The following is a 16,563-nucleotide window of genomic DNA, read 5'->3' as shown; positions in this document are numbered from 1 at the left end:
GTGGGGCAATGCCTGTGCGTACTCCCTGCGACGGCCCCCGCCTCCAGTCCGAGACCGCTTCGTCAGCCTACCGCCCGAACTGGCGATGGAGGGAGGGTGCATTCATTTATCGGATGGCGTCGCCGGTCTTCGCGAGATGGGTGGCGGCCAGCTCCAGCTCCTCCGCCGCCTGGTTGATCCGCCGCGTGGTGGAGGCGACCTGATGGCCGAGGCGCTGGGCCTCGACGAAGACCCGGACCGCGAGGACGCCGAGAACGGCGAGCCCGCAGAACCCCAGGGCGATGGCGAGCATGGGCCAGAACATACGAGGAGCCTTCTCTCCTGGTGCGTCGCACCTAGTGCGTCGAATGCAGGCGCAGCGTCCGCACGCCGCCGCCGGTGAGCAGTTCGACGATGCGTTCACCGGCGGGTTTGCGCACCGCCGTCTCGCACTCGGGGCAGGTGAACGAGTAGAACGTCGTACGGCGGCTGGCGCCGATCGCGAGCCGCAGCGCGCCGGCCGAGAGCTCGAAGCGGGCCCGGCACTCGGGGCAGGCGGCCCGGAAGAGGATCGGCACCATGGATGCCGGCGCCGAGAAACCACCCATCATGGACATATCCCCCAAATCCCCTAGTTCTGTTGGTGCGAGGCGTCGGAGTCGTACGCCGCCAGCGCCTCACGGGCCGCCCGCCGCGCGCTCTCCGCGAGATCCCCCGGGGACGCGATACGCCCGTCCCCGCCCAGCCGCAGCGCGAGCCGCCGCAGCGAGGCCGGCGCCGGCGTACGCAGCGTGATCCGCAGCCCGCCGTCGGGCAACTCCTCCGCGCTGTCGTGCGGGTAGTACTCGGCGACCCAACGACCGCCGGGGCCGACATCGACCACCACCTCGGGATCGTCGGCCGACGGCTGCACCAGCCCCTCCGACAGGTCGCGCAGCTCCAGCTCCGGAGGCGCGGCCGGCTCGTCGAGCAGCTTGATCTCGGCGACCCGGTCGAGCCGGAACGTACGCCGCGCCTCGGAGAGCCGGCACCAGGCCTCCATGTACGTGTGGCCCACCGCGAACAGCCTGATCGGATCGACCTCGCGCTCGGTCAGCTCGTCCCGCGCCGGGGAGTAGTAGCGCAGCCAGAGCCGCCGCCGCTCCGAGATCGCCCGGTCCACGTCGGCGAAGACACCGCCCTCCGACTCGAAGGTGACCGACAGCCGGGAACTGGCACCCGCCGCCTCCCCGGCGGCGGCCTCCAGCTTCGCGGTGGCACGCAGCAGGGCCTGCCGGTCGCTCTCCCGCAGCCCCGGCAGGGTGGCGACGGCGCGCGCGGCCACCAGCAGCGCGGTGGCCTCGTCGGCGGCCAGCCGCAGCGGCTCGGCGACGTCGTCCGGGTTGTGCCACCAGATGCGGTCGCCGTCGGTGTCGATGTCGAGGAGGTCGCCACCGCGGAAACTCGTCCCGCACATGGGCAGGACGTCCAGGTCGGAGATCAACTCGTCCTCGGTGATACCGAAGGCACGCGCGACGTCCTGCACGTGCGCGCCGGGGCGCTCCCGCAGATACGTCACCAGCGAGAGCATCCGGCGGGTCTGGTCGATGGCGTTGGCTGCCATGGTGTGTACGAGTCCCCTCAGGCCTTGGCCACGGCGCGCAGCCGGTCCACGACGTCGGCCCGCAGGTCCGCGGGCTCCAGCACGACCACGTCGGGGCCGAACTCCACCAGCCAGGCGTCCAGGCCATGGCCGTACGGGATCTCCAACTCGTCCCAGCCGTCGCCCAGTTCCCGCGACGACACCGCCCGGGCACGCAGCGGATACCCGCTCTCGGAACGCAGCCGGATCAGGGCCGACCGCGTCGCCGTCTCACCGGCCCAGCTCTCGACCGTCTCCCGCACGGTGACCACATCGGGTACGGGCGCGGTGAACTCCCCCGTCCGGGAACGGACCCGGCCACTGATCCGGGAGAGCCGGAACACCCGCTCGGCCCGCCGCTCCCGGTCCCAGCCGGCCAGATACCAGTGGCCGCGCCAGCACTCCAGCGTCCACGGCTCCACCTGGCGCTGCTCGGGCTTGGCGGCGTTGGCCTTGCGGTAGTCGAAGACGACGGGCCTGCGGTCACGGCAGGCGAGCATCAGCGGCTCGAACGCGGCCTCGTGGACGGGGATACGCGGTTCGAGGGCGCTGTGGTGCACCTCGTACGAATCCTCCGCCTCCGGCATGCCCGCGGCCCGCAGCTTCTGGAGCGCGCCGCTGGCGGCGCCCGCGAGACGCGCCTGCTGCCAGACCTTGGCGGCCAGTCCGAGCGCGGCGGCCTCCTCGGCGTCCAGCGTGATGGCGGGGAGGCGGTTGCTGTCCCGGCGGGCCAGATAGCCGGTCTCGCCGTCCAGATTCTCCACCGTCTCGATGACCAGGCCGAGTTCGCGCAGATCGTCCTTGTCGCGCTCGAACATCCGGTTGAAGGAGTCGTCGGACCCGGCTTCCAGATACGCCTCGATGGACTCGCGCAACTCGCGCTTGCTGAGCGGGCGCCGGGTGCCGAGCAGGCACAGCGCGAGATTCATCAACCGCTCGGCCTTGGCAATGGCCATCGACGCCCTACACCTCATCTGATAGTGCCGCATCCGCGCGTCGACCGTACCGCCCGGGAGTCCCACGGTAAAAGCCGAGGGCCCACGCCGGACAGCATGGGCCCTCGGTGTGTCCGTTTGTGACCGGACAGGGTCGTCGATCAGACAGCGACCAGATCGCAGACGAAGATCAGCGTCTCGCCGGGCGCGATGGCACCGCCACCCGCGCCACGCTCGCCGTAGGCGAGGTGCGAGGGAATCGTCAGCTGACGACGGCCGCCGACCTTCATGCCCTGGACACCCTGGTCCCAACCGGAGATGACCCTTCCGGCACCGAGCTCGAACTGCAGCGGCGTACCGCGGTTCCAGGAGGCGTCGAATTCCTCACCGGTGGAGAAGGCCACGCCCACGTAGTGGACGGAGACGGTGTCGCCCGCCTTGGCGACGGCACCCTCGCCCTCCCAGATGTCCTTGATCTCCAGGTCGGCCGGCGGCTCGCCACCCGGGAAGTCGATCTCGGGCTTCTCGATGCTCACTGAACTGCTCCTCTAAATGATGAACGGGGCAACCGGGACAGTGTTACACCTTCGCCAGGATGTCCACGGCGAACACCAGAGTGGAGTTCTTCGGGATGCCCTCCTGCTCCTTGTCACCGAACGCGTCGGCCGGCGGGATCACGACCAGCACACGGCTGCCGACCTTCTTGCCCACGACGCCGTCCTTCAGACCCTTGAGGGTGAGCTGCGGCAGCGGGAACGTGACGGTCTTCCCGTTCTTGTACGTGCTGTCGAAGGTCTTGGCGTCCTTCCACAGCAGCGCTTCGTAGTTCAGCACGACCGAGTCGGTGGCCTTGACGACCTCGCCCTTGCTCTCCAGCACATAGTTGGAGACGAGCTTCTTCGGCGGGTCCGTCTTCGGGATCGTGACCTTGGGTGCCTTGCCGTCGGCGTTGACCCCGACCTTGGGCAGGTCGATGTTGTCCTGCGCTACCTCGGTGCCCTTGGCGGTGGTCGGGACCTGGGTCGCCTTCAGGACGTCCACGACGAAGACGAGGGTGGAGTTGGGCTTGATGTCGCCCTGGCCCTGCGCGCCGTAACCGAGGTCCGGCGGGATGACCAGCTCGACACGGCTGCCGACCTTCTGGCCCTCCAGACCCTTGTCCCAGCCCTGGATGACCATGCCGGCGCCGAGCGTCAGGTCGAAGGGGGCCTTGCGGTCGAAGCTGTTGTCGAAGGGCTTGGTCGAGTCCCACGACTGGCCCAGGTAGTTGACCTGGATCGCATCGCCCTTCTTGACCTTCGCGCCGTCACCCTCACTGATGACGTCGGTCTGCAGTTCCTTCGGCGGAGTCCCCTCACCCTTCCCGAGGGTCGGCTTCTCACCGAACTTGGCACCCGCTGTGATCTCGGGAAAACCGTTCTTGGACGAGGTGGAGTCGGAGCCTCCGTCGTCACCGCACGCCGCCAGTGACAGCAGCAGTAGGGGGATGACGACGAGGCCGGCAAGTCGGCGCACGAATTCCTCAGATCTCAGACGGAAGGTTTGGGTCCCCGACACTCTAGGGCGTGGCAAGGGCCCCGCACGAGGAACGTACGGGGCCCGAGTCGTGTTCCGGGACGACGGATGCCGTCCTTCGGCGGTCACATACCGGCGATCAGCTTTTCGACCCGGTCGTCCACGGAGCGGAACGGGTCCTTGCACAGCACGGTGCGCTGCGCCTGGTCGTTGAGCTTGAGATGGACCCAGTCGACGGTGAAGTCCCGCCGCTGCTCCTGGGCACGGCGGATGAAGTCTCCGCGCAGCCGGGCCCTGGTGGTCTGCGGGGGCACGGACTTGCCCTCGAAGATCTTCATGTCGTTGCAGATCCGGGCCGCCTGGCCGCGCTTCTCCAGCAGGTAGTAGAGCCCGCGGCGGCGGTGGATGTCGTGGTAGGCGAGGTCTATCTGGGCGACCCGGGGGTGGGACATGGTCATGTTGTGCTTGGCCCGGTAGCGCTCGATCAGCTTGTACTTCATGACCCAGTCGATCTCGGTACCGATCCGGTCCAGGTCCTCGGCCTCGATGGCGTCGAGCGTACGGCCCCACAGCTCCAGGACCTGCTCCACGGTGCCGGTGCGGATGCCCCGGCGGTCGACGAAGTCCACGGCCTTCTCGTAGTACTCCCGCTGGACCTCGATGGCGGACGCCTCGCGCCCGTTGGCCAGACGCACCTTGCGCTGACCGGTGATGTCGTGGCTGACCTCGCGGATCGCCCGGATCGGGTTCTCCAGGGTGAGGTCACGCATGACCGTGCCCGCCTCGATCATGCGCAGCACGAGATCCGTGGCGCCGACCTTGAGGAGCATGGTCGTCTCGGACATGTTCGAGTCACCGACGATGACATGCAGCCGGCGGTAGCGCTCCGCGTCGGCGTGCGGTTCGTCACGGGTGTTGATGATGGGACGGGAACGGGTGGTCGCGGAGCTGACACCCTCCCAGATGTGCTCGGCACGCTGACTGACGCAGTAGACCGCGCCACGCGGAGTCTGCAGCACCTTGCCGGCGCCGCAGAGCAGCTGCCGGGTGACGAGGAACGGGATGAGGATGTCCGCGAGCCGGGAGAATTCCCCGTGGCGGGCGACGAGATAATTCTCGTGGCAGCCGTAGGAGTTTCCCGCCGAATCGGTGTTGTTCTTGAACAGATAGACGTCGCCCGCGATTCCCTCCTCGTGCAGGCGGCGTTCGGCGTCGACGAGCAGGCCTTCGAGAATGCGCTCGCCCGCCTTGTCGTGCGTGACCAGTTCGGTCACGTTGTCGCATTCGGGTGTCGCGTATTCCGGATGCGATCCCACGTCGAGGTAGAGGCGGGCGCCGTTCCGCAGGAAGACGTTGCTGCTGCGGCCCCATGACACAACACGGCGGAAGAGGTAGCGCGCCACTTCGTCAGGTGACAGCCGGCGCTGTCCCCTGAAGGTGCACGTGACGCCGTACTCGTTCTCCAGCCCGAAAATGCGGCGGTCCATGTCTGAACATTACGCCTGATGGCCTGAGCTGAAACCGTGTTGGGCCGCACCGTTGCGATCATTTTCGTATCCGGCTTCCCCGGTCGGGTCGCCGTCGGCCACTTCGACGGGAGCCGCGAGGACCTTCCGGGTGGCCAGCAGAACCAGCAGCGCGGCGACACCGCCCGCCCCCGCGACGCCGAAGCTCGTCGATGTGCCGGCCAGTTCGACGGCCGGTCCCGCCACTCCCGTACCGAAGGCGGCGCCGACGCCGAAGGTGGTGACGAGCCAGGAGAACGCCTCCGTGACGGTGCCGCGCGGGGCGTGCCGGTCGACCACGATGAAGGCACAGGCCAGTGCGGGCGCCAGGAAGACCCCGGAGAGGGCGGCGAGCGCGGTCATGGCCACGACACCGGGGGTGAGCATCAGGGGGAGATAGCCGGCGGCGAGCAGGCCGGTGATCCAGAGCAGCCTGCGTTCGGGGGTGCCGGTCCACTGCCGGGCCCCGTACACGAGGCCGCCCACCAGCGCGCCGAGACCGAGGGCGGCCATCAGCCAGCCGTACACGGACTCACGGCCCTGGTCGTCGGCGTACGCGACGCCCGCGACGGTGATGGAGCCGAGCGCCAGGCCGATGAAGAGGAAGGCGGCGAGAAGCGCGAGAAGTCCGGGTGAGCGCAGGGCACCGAGCCAGTGCGCCTCCCGGGGCGCCGAGCGCCAGGCGCGCGACGGCTTCGAGAGCACGACGGTGAGCGCGCCGAGCACGCCGATGGCGTTGATGACCAGGAGGGCGGCGCCCGGGGACCAGAGCGCGACGAGGAGGGTGACGAACAGCGGACCGGCCGTGAACATCACCTCCTGTGCCACGGCGTCCATGGCGTACGCGCGGTGGACCCGCTCCTCCCGGCCGAGCACGCTGGGCCACAGGGCCCGCAGGCCGCCTTCGAGCGGCGGGGTGAACAGGCCGGCGACGACCACCCCCACGAAGGCGAGAGGCAGCGGATCGATCCCGGTGACGGCGAGGAAGACCATGCCGAGGGCGGAGACGACGGCGGCGGGGAGCTGGACGCGCGGCTGGCCCACCAGGTCCACGGCGCGGCCGAGCAGCGGCTGGCCGATCGCGGTGGAGAGCCCGTAGACGGCCGCCAGGACGCCCGCGAGGGTGTAGCTGCCGCCCGCGTCGCGGGTGAACAGGACGATCGCGATATGACCGGTGGCACTGGGCAGCCGCCCGACGAGCGTGCCGGTGAGCAGTCGCGCGGCGTGCGGTGCCTTGAGAATGTCCACATAGCCTGCGGCCATGACTCCCCCTCGTCTCGCCCGGTTCACCCGGCACAAGCAAGTTTTACGTATAACTTCCGGGGTCATACGTACCATGTGCGCAGCCCACGGGTCCACCGGCTTGCGGGTCACACATCCGGGCGCCCCTGCCCGCGGCAGTCGGCACGGAGGACGAGAACGATGGCAGAGCCGCCCGGCACGGCCGCCCGGCCCACGAGGCCGACCAGCAGGGACGTGGCACACGCCGCCGGGGTGTCGCAGGCCACCGTGTCCCTCGTCCTCGGCGACAAGTGGCGCGGCCGGGTCTCCGAGCGCACGGCCGGGCTCGTCCGGGACACCGCGCGCGACCTCGGCTACCGGCCGAATCTCGCCGCCCGCAGTCTCCGCCTCGGCCGGACCAGGACCGCGCTGCTGGTGGTGCCCGCGCTCACCCACGAGTTCTTCGCCCGCGTCTACACGGGCGCCGCGTCCGTGGCCGCCGAGCACGGCTTCGGGGTGGTCCTCTATCCCTCACCGGACGGCACCGGACCCGCCAAGGACCCGTTCGCGTCCGCGCGGGCGGCGCTGGACGGAGTGATCGCCTCGTCCATCGCGGCCGAGGCGCTCGCCGCGATCCGGGGTACCGATCTGCCACTGGTCATGCTCGACAGCGACCCCGCCGGGTCCGGCGCCGCCGCGCACGTGAACCTCGACATCGCCGACGCCATGCGGCAGGTGACGGACCATCTGCTCGGCCTCGGCCACCGCCGGATCACCCACCTCGCCTCGGCCGTGACCTCCTGGACGTTCACCGTGCGCGCCGACACGCTGGCCGAGGCGGTACGTGGCGTGCCCGGGGCACTCGTACGCACCGTGCCGTCGGCCCTGGAGGTGCACGCCGCGCGGGAGGCGGCCGAGCGGGCGCTCAACGGCCCGGGGCCGCGGCCCACCGCGCTGATCTGCGACAGCGACGTGCTGGCGGCGGGCGCCGTCAAGGCCGTACGGAAACTCGGTCTGCGGGTGCCGGACGACGTCTCCGTCACGGGCTTCGACGACCTGGCCCTCGCGACGGCCGTGGAGCCGGAACTGACCACGGTGCGGCTGCCCGCCGAACAGGTCGGCGAGCACGGGATGTCGGCGCTGCTGGCCATCCTCGACGGACGCGAGCCCGAGAACACCGTGCTGCCCGTCTCACTGGTGATCCGCGGCTCGACCGCTCCCCCGCCGGGCCCCTGACGGACCGGTGCCCCGGACCGCACGGGCGGTTCGGGGCACCGGAAGAACCGCGCCGCTCACTCCTCCGCGTCGCCGGACTCCTCCGACTCCTCGGTGTCCGACGGAGCGTCCGTCGGCGTGGACGCCGCGCCGTCCGCCTCCAGCAGGCGGGCGAGCTGACGGCCGACGACACGCTTGAACTTGCGCTGCTGCGGCCGGGTACGGTCCAGGACCGCCACCTCCAGCCGCTCGGCGGGGATCTCCCGCTCACTCCCGTTCGTGTCCCGGGACAGGGCCTGCACGGCCAGCTTCAGCGCCTCGGCGAGGGACATCCCGTCACGGTGCTGCTGATCCAGGAACGTGCTGATCTGCTCGGAGTTGCCACCCACGGCCACCGAGCCGTGCTCGTCCACGATCGAACCGTCGTGCGGCAGCCGGTAGATCTGGTCCCCGTCGGCTGTCGGACCCACCTCGGCGACGACCAGCTCCACCTCGTACGGCTTCTCACCGGCGCTGGAGAAGATCGTGCCCAGCGTCTGCGCGTAGACGTTGGCGAGCCCACGGGCCGTCACATCGTCGCGGTCGTAGGTGTATCCGCGCAGATCCGCGTAGCGGACGCCACCGATGCGCAGATTCTCGTACTCGTTGTACTTACCGGCGGCGGCGAAACCGATCCGGTCGTAGATCTCGCTGAACTTGTGCAGCGCGCGGGACGGGTTCTCACCGACGAAGACGATGCCGTCGGCGTACTGCAGCACAACCAGGCTGCGACCGCGGGCGATGCCCTTGCGGGCGTACTCCGCCCGGTCGGCCATGGCCTGCTGGGGTGAGACATAGAACGGCGTCGACACCGGCTATCCGTCCCTTCCTGTCAGTGACATGTCTATTCGGCGGAGGCCGGGCGTCAGAGCAGCTCGGCGCGCGGGCCGTCGGGCTGTTCCAGCCGGCGCTCGATGATCGAACGGGCGACCTGCGAGGACTCCTCGTCGGTGACCCTGCGGAAGCCCTCGTCGCTCATGATGTTGACGATGGGATAGATCTTGCGGGCCACGTCCGGCCCGCCGGTGGCCGAGTCGTCGTCCGCCGCGTCGTACAGCGCCTGGATGACGAGCGTGATGGCCTGTTCCTCCGTCAGCCCCTCCCGGAAGAGCTTCTTCATCGCGCCGCGCGCGAAGAGCGAGCCCGATCCGGTGGACGCGTACCCGTGCTCCTCCGAACGGCCGCCGGTGACGTCGTAGGAGAAGATGCGGCCCTTCCCGCGGTCCACGTCCCAGCCGGCGAAGAGCGGGACGACGGCCAGGCCCTGCATGGCCATGGCGAGATTGCTGCGGATCATGGTGGAGAGCCGGTTGGCCTTGCCCTCGAAGGAGAGCTGCGCGCCTTCGACCTTCTCGAAGTGCTCCAGCTCCAACTGGAAGAGCTTGACCATCTCCACGGCGAGACCCGCCGTGCCCGCGATACCCACGGCCGAGTACTCGTCGGCCGGGAAGACCTTCTCGATGTCGCGCTGCGCGATCATGTTGCCCATGGTGGCCCGCCGGTCACCGGCGAGGATGACCCCGCCGTCGAAGGTCACGGCCACGATCGTCGTCCCGTGCGGCGCCTCGATCGCACCCTGGACGGGCGGCAGCACCCGGTTGCCGGGCAGGATCTCCGGCGAGTGGACGGACAGGAAGTCCATGAACGAGGCGGACCCGGGCGTCAGGAAGGCAGCCGGTAGACGCCCGGTGCTACGAGTGTTGGCTTCCACGCGTTTCCCTCCAGGTATGCGATGGCACGGCGCAGGGTGTCGGGATCATCCCCCAACTTGCCAATGGCCGAATTGCAGTTGAAGCACAGTACGCCTCGGACCCTACCCGTCTCATGGCAGTGATCCACATGCGCGGCGGGGGCAGATAGGCAGATGACACAGATGCCCATCTGCGACGAGATCATCTCGTCGCGTTGGGCTTCGGTGATGCCGTACTGCCGCTTCAGGTGGCCCGCGCGGCCTTGAACAGCCCGGCAGGATTTGCACCGCGTGGACAATCCGTCCGATGCGCTTGAGTTCCGGTGCCACCCGCTGTGGGGTTTGACTTCGCCGCAAACCCGGCACAGCTTGTGGCCGGAAGGTACATCCACCTTCTCGCGAACGATCTTGCCTTCAGCCTCCCGGCGGCGCCGGTAGTGCATGGCGCTGTACTCCGCCACACACTCCCGACACCGCGTTTGGAGGCCGTCTCGCCTATTTCTGTCCGCCGCGAAGGAGTTGAGCCGCAGAATGCGGAGGAAACCCGCACACTGCTTCCCTTCGGACGAATCGCCCATTCTTCACTCTCCGCCTTTTTGCACGAAGGAGCGCACGAAGTCCTCGGCATTTTCCTCGAGTACGTCGTCGATCTCGTCCAGCACGGAGTCCACGTCGTCCGACAGCTTCTCCTGGCGCTCCTGGAGGTCCTCGGACTGCTGTACGTCCTCGGTCTGCTCCTCGGCGTCCTCCGTGGAACGCGTCGCCTTCTGCTGCCCGCCGCCGGTGTCCTTGGTCGCCATATCCCTCACCCCGCTCGGTTCGCCCCGCTCGATGTGACCTTCAAGATCCGACCCTACAAGCAGGCTCGGACATCGGCCCCGCAGTTCGTACAACGTCCGGGGGCCACCTCCATGATTCCCGGACCGGGGCCATTTCAGCCGCCCGAGAGCACCCGGACCAGGTCCTCGGCCGTGCGGCACCGGTCCAGGAGCGCTTTGACGTGGTTGCGCGTGCCCCGGAGAGGTTCCAGGGTCGGTACCCGCTGGAGCGAGTCCCGGCCCGGCAGGTCGAAGATGACCGAGTCCCAGGAGGCCGCGGCCACGTCGTCCGCGTACTGCTCCAGACAGCGGCCCCGGAAATAGGCGCGGGTGTCCTCAGGAGGCTTCGTCTCGGCCCGTTCGACGTCCGGTTCGTCCAGGAGCCTGCTCATCTTGCCGCGGGCCACCAGACGGTTGTACAGGCCCTTCTCGGGGCGCACGTCCGCGTACTGGAGGTCCACCAGGTGCAGCCGTGCCGCGTCCCACTCCAGGCCGTCCCGGCGGCGGTAGCCCTCCAGGATCTCCTTCTTGGTGACCCAGTCGAGTTCGCCCGACAGGCTCATCGGGTCGTTCTCCAGCCGGTTGAGCGTGTCCTCCCAACGGCCCAGTACGTCCCTGGTCTGCTCGTCGGCGTCGGAGCCGTAACGCTCCTCGACGTATTTGCGCGCCAGTTCGAAATACTCCATCTGGAGCTGCACAGCGGTGAGTGTCCGTCCGCTGCGGAGCGTGATCAGACGACCCAGGGACGGGTCGTGCGACACCTGGTGGAGCGTGCGTACGGGCTGGTCCACGGCCAGGTCGACATTGATGAACCCGTCCTCGATCATGGACAGGACCAGCGATGTCGTCCCGAGCTTGAGATAGGTGGAGATCTCCGAGAGATTCGCGTCGCCGATGATCACATGGAGCCTGCGGTACTTCTCGGCGTCCGAGTGCGGCTCGTCCCTGGTGTTGATGATGGGCCGTTTGAGGGTGGTCTCCAGACCGACCTCGACCTCGAAATAGTCGGCGCGCTGGCTGATCTGGAAGCCGTGCTCGTGGCCGTCCTGGCCGATGCCCACCCGGCCGGCGCCGGTGACGACCTGCCGCGAGACGAAGAACGGCGTCAGGTGCCGCACGATGTCCGAGAAGGGGGTCTCCCGCTTCATCAGGTAGTTCTCGTGCGTGCCGTACGAGGCGCCCTTGTTGTCGGTGTTGTTCTTGTAGAGCAGGATCGGCTGGGCGCCGGGAAGCTGTCCGGCGCGCTCGGCGGCCTCGGCCATGATGCGCTCGCCGGCCTTGTCCCACAGGACGGCGTCACGCGGGTTGGTGATTTCCGGAGAGCTGTATTCCGGGTGCGCGTGGTCGACGTACAGCCGCGCGCCGTTGGTGAGGATCACATTGGCCAGCCCGATGTCCTCGTCGGTGAGCTGGCTGGACTCGGCGGCCTCGCGGGCGAGGTCGAAGCCTCGTGCGTCCCGCAGCGGGTTCTCCTCCTCGAAGTCCCAGCGGGCGCGGCGCGCCCGGTGCATCGCCGCCGCGTAGGCGTTGACGATCTGGGACGAGGTGAGCATGGCATTGGCGTTCGGTTGGCCGGGGACGGAGATCCCGTACTCCGTCTCGATGCCCATTACTCGCCGTACGGTCATGCGGCCCTCCTTGCCCGGCGGCGCTCCCCTTCGGGAACGTCGCTCAAGTACCGCTGTCTCTCCGGTGCGTGTGCGGTGCCCGTCCCCGCACTGCGCGACGCGGCGGTACCGATGAGCCTAGAACGCCTTTGCACTGGCGGGGAGATCGTTTCCGTCATTGGCCTGGTGTCGTGAAAGGTACGGGGAAAGCAACCGGCTGCGGATGCCCGTCCGGACATCCGCAGCCGGTCTGTGCCTTACAGGTACTGCCCGGTGTTCGCCACCGTGTCGATGGAGCGTCCGGTGTCGGCGCCTTGCTTTCCGGTCACCAGGGTGCGGATGAAGACGATCCGCTCGCCCTTCTTGCCGGAGATACGGGCCCAGTCGTCCGGGTTGGTGGTGTTGGGCAGGTCCTCGTTCTCCTTGAACTCGTCCACGCAGGCCTGGAGGAGATGGGCGACGCGGAGTCCTCGCTGGTTCTCGTCGAGGAAGTCCTTGATCGCCATCTTCTTGGCCCGGTCGACGATGTTCTGGATCATCGCGCCGGAGTTGAAGTCCTTGAAGTACAGAACTTCCTTGTCGCCGTTGGCGTACGTGACCTCGAGGAAGCGGTTCTCCTCGGACTCGGTGTACATCCGCTCGACGACCGACTGGATCATGCCCTGGACCGTGGACTCGGGCGAGCCCTTGTGCTCGGACAGGTCGTCCTCGTGCAGGGGCAGCGAGGAGCGCAGGTACTTCGCGAAGATGTCCTTGGCCGCCTCCGCGTCCGGACGCTCGATCTTGATCTTCACGTCGAGCCGGCCGGGGCGCAGGATCGCGGGGTCGATCATGTCCTCGCGGTTGGAGGCGCCGATGACGATGACGTTCTCCAGGCCCTCCACACCGTCGATCTCGGCGAGCAGCTGCGGGACGATGGTGTTCTCCACGTCCGAGCTGACACCGGATCCCCGGGTGCGGAAGAGGGATTCCATCTCGTCGAAGAAGACAATGACGGGAGTGCCTTCGCTGGCCTTCTCACGGGCACGCTGGAAGACCAGGCGGATGTGCCGCTCGGTCTCGCCGACGTACTTGTTGAGAAGCTCGGGGCCCTTGATGTTGAGGAAGTAGCTCTTCCCCGCGGGCCGGCCGCTGACCTCGGCGACCTTTTTGGCAAGGGAGTTGGCCACGGCCTTGGCGATGAGTGTCTTGCCGCAGCCGGGCGGACCGTAGAGCAGGATGCCCTTCGGCGGGCGCAGTTCGTGTTCCTTGAAGAGGTCCGGGTAGAGGTACGGAAGTTCGACCGCGTCCCGGATCATCTCGATCTGGCCGCCGAGACCGCCGATCTTGCTGTAGTCGACGTCCGGTACCTCTTCGAGGACGAGTTCTTCGACCTCGCTCTTGGGAACCACTTCGTAGACGTAGCCGGAGCGGGGTTCGAGCAGAAGGGCGTCGCCGGCGCGGATGGTGATGTCCAGCAGCGGCTCGGCGAGCCGCACCACCCGTTCCTCGTCGGTGTGCCCCACGACCAGGGCGCGTTCGCCGTCCTCAAGGATCTCCTTGAGGGTGACGATGTCCCCGGCCCGCTCGAACTCCATGGCCTCGACCACGTTGAGGGCCTCGTTGAGCATGACTTCCTGGCCGCGTCGGAGCTCTTCGAGCTCGACGCCGGGGCTGACGTTCACCCGGAGCTTGCGGCCCCCGGTGAAGATGTCCGCCGTACCGTCCTCGTTCGCATGCAGAAAGACGCCGAAGCCGGCCGGCGGCTGTGCGAGCCGGTCGACCTCTTCCTTGAGGGCCACGATCTGGTCGCGGGCCTCACGCAGCGTATTGGCGAGCCGCTCATTCTGCGCGGACACACCTGCCAGGTTCGTCTGCAGTTCGACGATCCGCTCTTCGAGAATCCTCGTATGACGCGGAGAGTCGGCGAGCTTACGTCGCAGGACGGCGATTTCCTGCTCGAGATAGGCAACCTGGCCGGCCGGGTCTTCAGACCCTCGTCCGGGCCGGATGCCGCGGTTGATGTCGTCGTCGTGGGCTGCCACGGTCCTCACCTCCTCCAAGGGGAGCTGGACGCTTCCTGACCCTACCTGGGTAGGTGGTGATTAAAACCCCTAGATCACAAAGACTGTCGGGGCGTGTCCGATCTTCACCCTTGCGCTCTCCCTCACGCCAGGGGAATACCCACCGTTCAACATCGGAAAGCGGCCGGTTGTATCGTCGAAGTGTTCAACACCCGTCAGGGCTGGCGTGACTTGCCCGAGATTGCCTCACCCCACGCAAGAAACGGCAGGAGATATGACCGTGCAGCAGCAGGCTCCGACCGACGCAGTCACCGAGGGCGGCGAGCCGCTCGAGGTCTGGATCGACCAGGACCTCTGCACCGGCGACGGGATCTGCGCCCAGTACGCGCCCGACGTCTTCGAGCTGGACATCGACGGCCTCGCCTATGTGAAGAGCGCCGACGACGAACTTCTGCAGTCCCCCGGCGCGACCACGCGCGTGCCGCTGACGATCCTCAAGGACGTCGTCGACTCGGCCAAGGAGTGCCCGGGTGACTGCATTCATGTGCGGCGCGTTTCGGACAATGTCGAGGTGTACGGCCCCGACGCGGAGTGAGCGTGCCGACGGGCCGGTGACTCGGGGGTTACGCCGGTGGCGCACCCGGGAGCGAGGTCACCCGGTGTGATCGGTTCAGACGCTCTGTGACTCGTTCTGGGCGCTCCGTACGAAGGCGCCGTTCTTCCACTGCCAGCTCAGGCTCTGCTCCTCGTCGGGGCAGCAGCCCGGCACGTCCGGTCCCGAGTACCCGAGGAGCCGTGCGCGGACGAGGCCGTCGCGTATCTCCAGGTCGGCGACGCTCTGCCGGTCGGCCGGGTCGACCAGGGTGGCCACGATGCGGGGTGCTCCGGCGTCCTTGGTCCCTGTGAGTACGTACACACCGTTCGGCGGGGTGCCGGAGCCGGCGTCGCAGCGGGCGGCGGCCACGGTCTCGGGGCGGCCGTCGCCGTCGAGGTCTCCGGTGGCTTTCTTCGTGACCAGCGTTTTCGCGCCACCGCATTCGAGTGGGAAGTCCACGGCGGCGGTGTCGGGCGCGGGCAGGGGTGCCGCGTTCGGGGCGGTGCGTCCGACGGGTCCTGAGCCTGACTGGTTGGCCGTGGCGGCGTCGGGCTGGAGCAGGCCGGCGGCGGCGACCACGGCGGCCATCGCGGTGGCCGTGGCGAGCCAGTGCACGGGACGCGGGCGGGTGTGCGCGAGGTCCGGGACGTCGGAGATCTGCACGCGGTGTCTCCTGTGAAGGCAGTGCCGGTGGGGGTGGCGTGAATCGTGCCACACGTCACAGTGCGGCGGAACAGCGGGGTCCGTAAGGCCAACGTAAAGACGCCGCCGCCGAGTTCGCGTCGGACGGACGTGAACTCGGTGGCGGCGCTGACGTGTTGTGGCCGTCGGTGCGATCCGGGCCCGCGGGGCCGGGCGGTGACGCCGGCTCAGCTTCGGGAGCCGCTGCCGCTTCCCGGGCCGTCGTAGTCGTCGCCGTACGCGCCCTTGGAGGGGCGGCGGCGGCGCAGGGGCGGCTCGACGCCGTCGGCGAGGCGACGGGCGGTGATCAGGAAGCCCGTGTGGCCGATCATGCGGTGGTCCGGGCGTACGGCGAGTCCCTCGACGTGCCAGTTGCGGACCATCGACTCCCAGGCGGCGGGCTCGTTGAACGAGCCGTGCTCCCGGATCGTCTCGACGGTGCGGGCGAGCTGGGTGGTGGTGGCGACGTACGCGCAGAGGATGCCGCCGGGTACGAGGGCCTTCGACACCGGTTCGACGCACTCCCACGGTGCGAGCATGTCGAGGATGACCCGGTCGACCTCGGTGTCGCTGAGGTTGTCCTGGAGGTCGCCGACGGTGAGCTGCCAGGCGGGGTGCGGACCGCCGAAGTAGCGCTCCACGTTCTGCTGGGCGATGTCGGCGAAGTCCTGCCGGCGCTCGTAGGAGTGCAGCATGCCCTGATCGCCGATGGCGCGCAGCAGGAAGCTGCTGAGCGAGCCCGATCCCACTCCGGCTTCGACGATGCGGGCGCCGGGGAAGATGTCGGCGAAGGCCAGGATCTGGCCCGCGTCCTTGGGGTAGACCACGGCGGCGCCGCGGGGCATGGACAGGACGTAGTCGGGGAGCAGGGGGCGCAGCGCGAGGTAGGCGACGTTTCCCGTGGTGCGGACAACACTGCCCTCGGGAGCACCGATCAGCTCGTCGTGGGGGAAGGAACCCTTGTGGGTGTGGAAATTCTTCCCCGCTTCGAGCGTGAAGGTGTAGTGGCGTCCCTTGGGGTCGGTGAGCTGGACCTGGTCCCCGACCTTGAAGGGGCCGCGACGACGGGCGGCACCGGTCGGTTCGGACATGCGGTCAGACTACCTGCTCCATTTGAGGCTCCCTCACCTGGCTTGGGG

General features: G+C 68.5%; 18 protein-coding genes. 2 read left to right on the top strand and 16 right to left on the bottom strand.

All coding sequences use genetic code 11. From position 1 onward, the window contains the following. Positions 1-106: 106 nt before the first annotated feature. The 8 genes from ACFT9I_RS21295 to ACFT9I_RS21260 all read right to left on the bottom strand — a co-directional run bounded on the left by ACFT9I_RS21295 (position 107) and on the right by ACFT9I_RS21260 (position 6,818). Complete coding sequence (locus ACFT9I_RS21295) at positions 107-304, bottom strand: hypothetical protein (RefSeq protein ID WP_382566375.1); 198 nt, start codon at positions 302-304, stop codon at positions 107-109. A 31-nt stretch (positions 305-335) separates the two neighbouring features. After that, entirely contained in the window at positions 336-596 is a 261-nt protein-coding gene (locus tag ACFT9I_RS21290) for a hypothetical protein (RefSeq protein ID WP_382566373.1), read from the bottom strand. 14 nt (positions 597-610) lie between these two features. Further along, the gene (locus ACFT9I_RS21285) at positions 611-1,582 is read right to left on the bottom strand and encodes a helix-turn-helix transcriptional regulator (protein WP_382566372.1); all 972 of its coding nucleotides are present in this window, start codon (positions 1,580-1,582) and stop codon (positions 611-613) included. 17 nt (positions 1,583-1,599) lie between these two features. Continuing rightward, a complete protein-coding gene (locus ACFT9I_RS21280; protein ID WP_382566370.1) occupies positions 1,600-2,556 on the bottom strand; it encodes a helix-turn-helix transcriptional regulator in 957 nt (318 codons plus the stop codon). Between the two features lie 140 nt (positions 2,557-2,696). Continuing rightward, positions 2,697-3,071, bottom strand: coding sequence for an FKBP-type peptidyl-prolyl cis-trans isomerase (locus ACFT9I_RS21275; protein ID WP_382566367.1), 375 nt, complete (start codon positions 3,069-3,071; stop codon positions 2,697-2,699). A gap of 43 nt (positions 3,072-3,114) precedes the next feature. Further along, complete coding sequence (locus ACFT9I_RS21270; protein WP_382566366.1) at positions 3,115-4,050, bottom strand: FKBP-type peptidyl-prolyl cis-trans isomerase; 936 nt, start codon at positions 4,048-4,050, stop codon at positions 3,115-3,117. A gap of 125 nt (positions 4,051-4,175) precedes the next feature. Further along, complete coding sequence (gene pafA / locus ACFT9I_RS21265) at positions 4,176-5,537, bottom strand: Pup--protein ligase (protein ID WP_354603294.1); 1,362 nt, start codon at positions 5,535-5,537, stop codon at positions 4,176-4,178. Positions 5,538-5,546: 9 nt separating this feature from the next. Then, complete coding sequence (locus tag ACFT9I_RS21260) at positions 5,547-6,818, bottom strand: MFS transporter (protein ID WP_382566364.1); 1,272 nt, start codon at positions 6,816-6,818, stop codon at positions 5,547-5,549. A gap of 159 nt (positions 6,819-6,977) precedes the next feature. Here ACFT9I_RS21260 and ACFT9I_RS21255 point away from each other — a divergent pair, with 159 nt between their 5' ends. Further along, positions 6,978-8,012, top strand: coding sequence for a LacI family DNA-binding transcriptional regulator (locus ACFT9I_RS21255; protein WP_382566362.1), 1,035 nt, complete (start codon positions 6,978-6,980; stop codon positions 8,010-8,012). 56 nt (positions 8,013-8,068) lie between these two features. Here the strand turns inward: ACFT9I_RS21255 and prcA are convergent, their stop codons facing one another. The 6 genes from prcA to arc all read right to left on the bottom strand — a co-directional run bounded on the left by prcA (position 8,069) and on the right by arc (position 14,169). After that, a complete protein-coding gene (gene prcA, locus ACFT9I_RS21250; protein WP_382566360.1) occupies positions 8,069-8,842 on the bottom strand; it encodes a proteasome subunit alpha in 774 nt (257 codons plus the stop codon). A 53-nt stretch (positions 8,843-8,895) separates the two neighbouring features. Further along, on the bottom strand, positions 8,896-9,741 hold the full coding sequence (gene prcB / locus ACFT9I_RS21245) for a proteasome subunit beta (RefSeq protein WP_382566359.1): 846 nt from the start codon (positions 9,739-9,741) through the stop codon (positions 8,896-8,898). Next, positions 9,693-10,298, bottom strand: coding sequence for an endonuclease VII domain-containing protein (locus ACFT9I_RS21240; protein ID WP_382566358.1), 606 nt, complete (start codon positions 10,296-10,298; stop codon positions 9,693-9,695). Before ACFT9I_RS21240 ends, prcB begins: the two co-directional genes overlap by 49 nt. A gap of 3 nt (positions 10,299-10,301) precedes the next feature. Then, on the bottom strand, positions 10,302-10,520 hold the full coding sequence (locus tag ACFT9I_RS21235) for a ubiquitin-like protein Pup (protein WP_382566357.1): 219 nt from the start codon (positions 10,518-10,520) through the stop codon (positions 10,302-10,304). Between the two features lie 134 nt (positions 10,521-10,654). Then, the gene (gene dop, locus ACFT9I_RS21230; RefSeq protein ID WP_382566355.1) at positions 10,655-12,166 is read right to left on the bottom strand and encodes a depupylase/deamidase Dop; all 1,512 of its coding nucleotides are present in this window, start codon (positions 12,164-12,166) and stop codon (positions 10,655-10,657) included. A 236-nt stretch (positions 12,167-12,402) separates the two neighbouring features. Beyond that, on the bottom strand, positions 12,403-14,169 hold the full coding sequence (gene arc / locus ACFT9I_RS21225) for a proteasome ATPase (RefSeq protein ID WP_078078160.1): 1,767 nt from the start codon (positions 14,167-14,169) through the stop codon (positions 12,403-12,405). 253 nt (positions 14,170-14,422) lie between these two features. On the opposite strand from arc, the gene ACFT9I_RS21220 reads away from it, so the two are divergent. After that, positions 14,423-14,743 carry a ferredoxin gene (locus ACFT9I_RS21220; protein WP_382566352.1) on the top strand — a complete coding sequence of 107 codons (321 nt, stop codon included), beginning with the start codon at positions 14,423-14,425 and terminating at the stop codon, positions 14,741-14,743. 75 nt (positions 14,744-14,818) lie between these two features. Here the strand turns inward: ACFT9I_RS21220 and ACFT9I_RS21215 are convergent, their stop codons facing one another. Both ACFT9I_RS21215 and ACFT9I_RS21210 read right to left on the bottom strand, forming a co-directional pair. Then, positions 14,819-15,406 (bottom strand): hypothetical protein, encoded by a 588-nt coding sequence (locus ACFT9I_RS21215; RefSeq protein WP_382566351.1) that lies wholly within the window; start codon positions 15,404-15,406, stop codon positions 14,819-14,821. 206 nt (positions 15,407-15,612) lie between these two features. Next, the gene (locus ACFT9I_RS21210) at positions 15,613-16,515 is read right to left on the bottom strand and encodes a tRNA (adenine-N1)-methyltransferase (protein ID WP_382566349.1); all 903 of its coding nucleotides are present in this window, start codon (positions 16,513-16,515) and stop codon (positions 15,613-15,615) included. Between the last annotated feature and the right edge of the window lie 48 nt (positions 16,516-16,563).

It is taken from the genome of Streptomyces sp. NPDC057137, from assembly GCF_042670825.1.
Taxonomy (GTDB): Bacteria; Actinomycetota; Actinomycetes; order Streptomycetales; family Streptomycetaceae; genus Streptomyces.
This window is presented reverse-complemented; position numbering and strand designations above follow the sequence as displayed.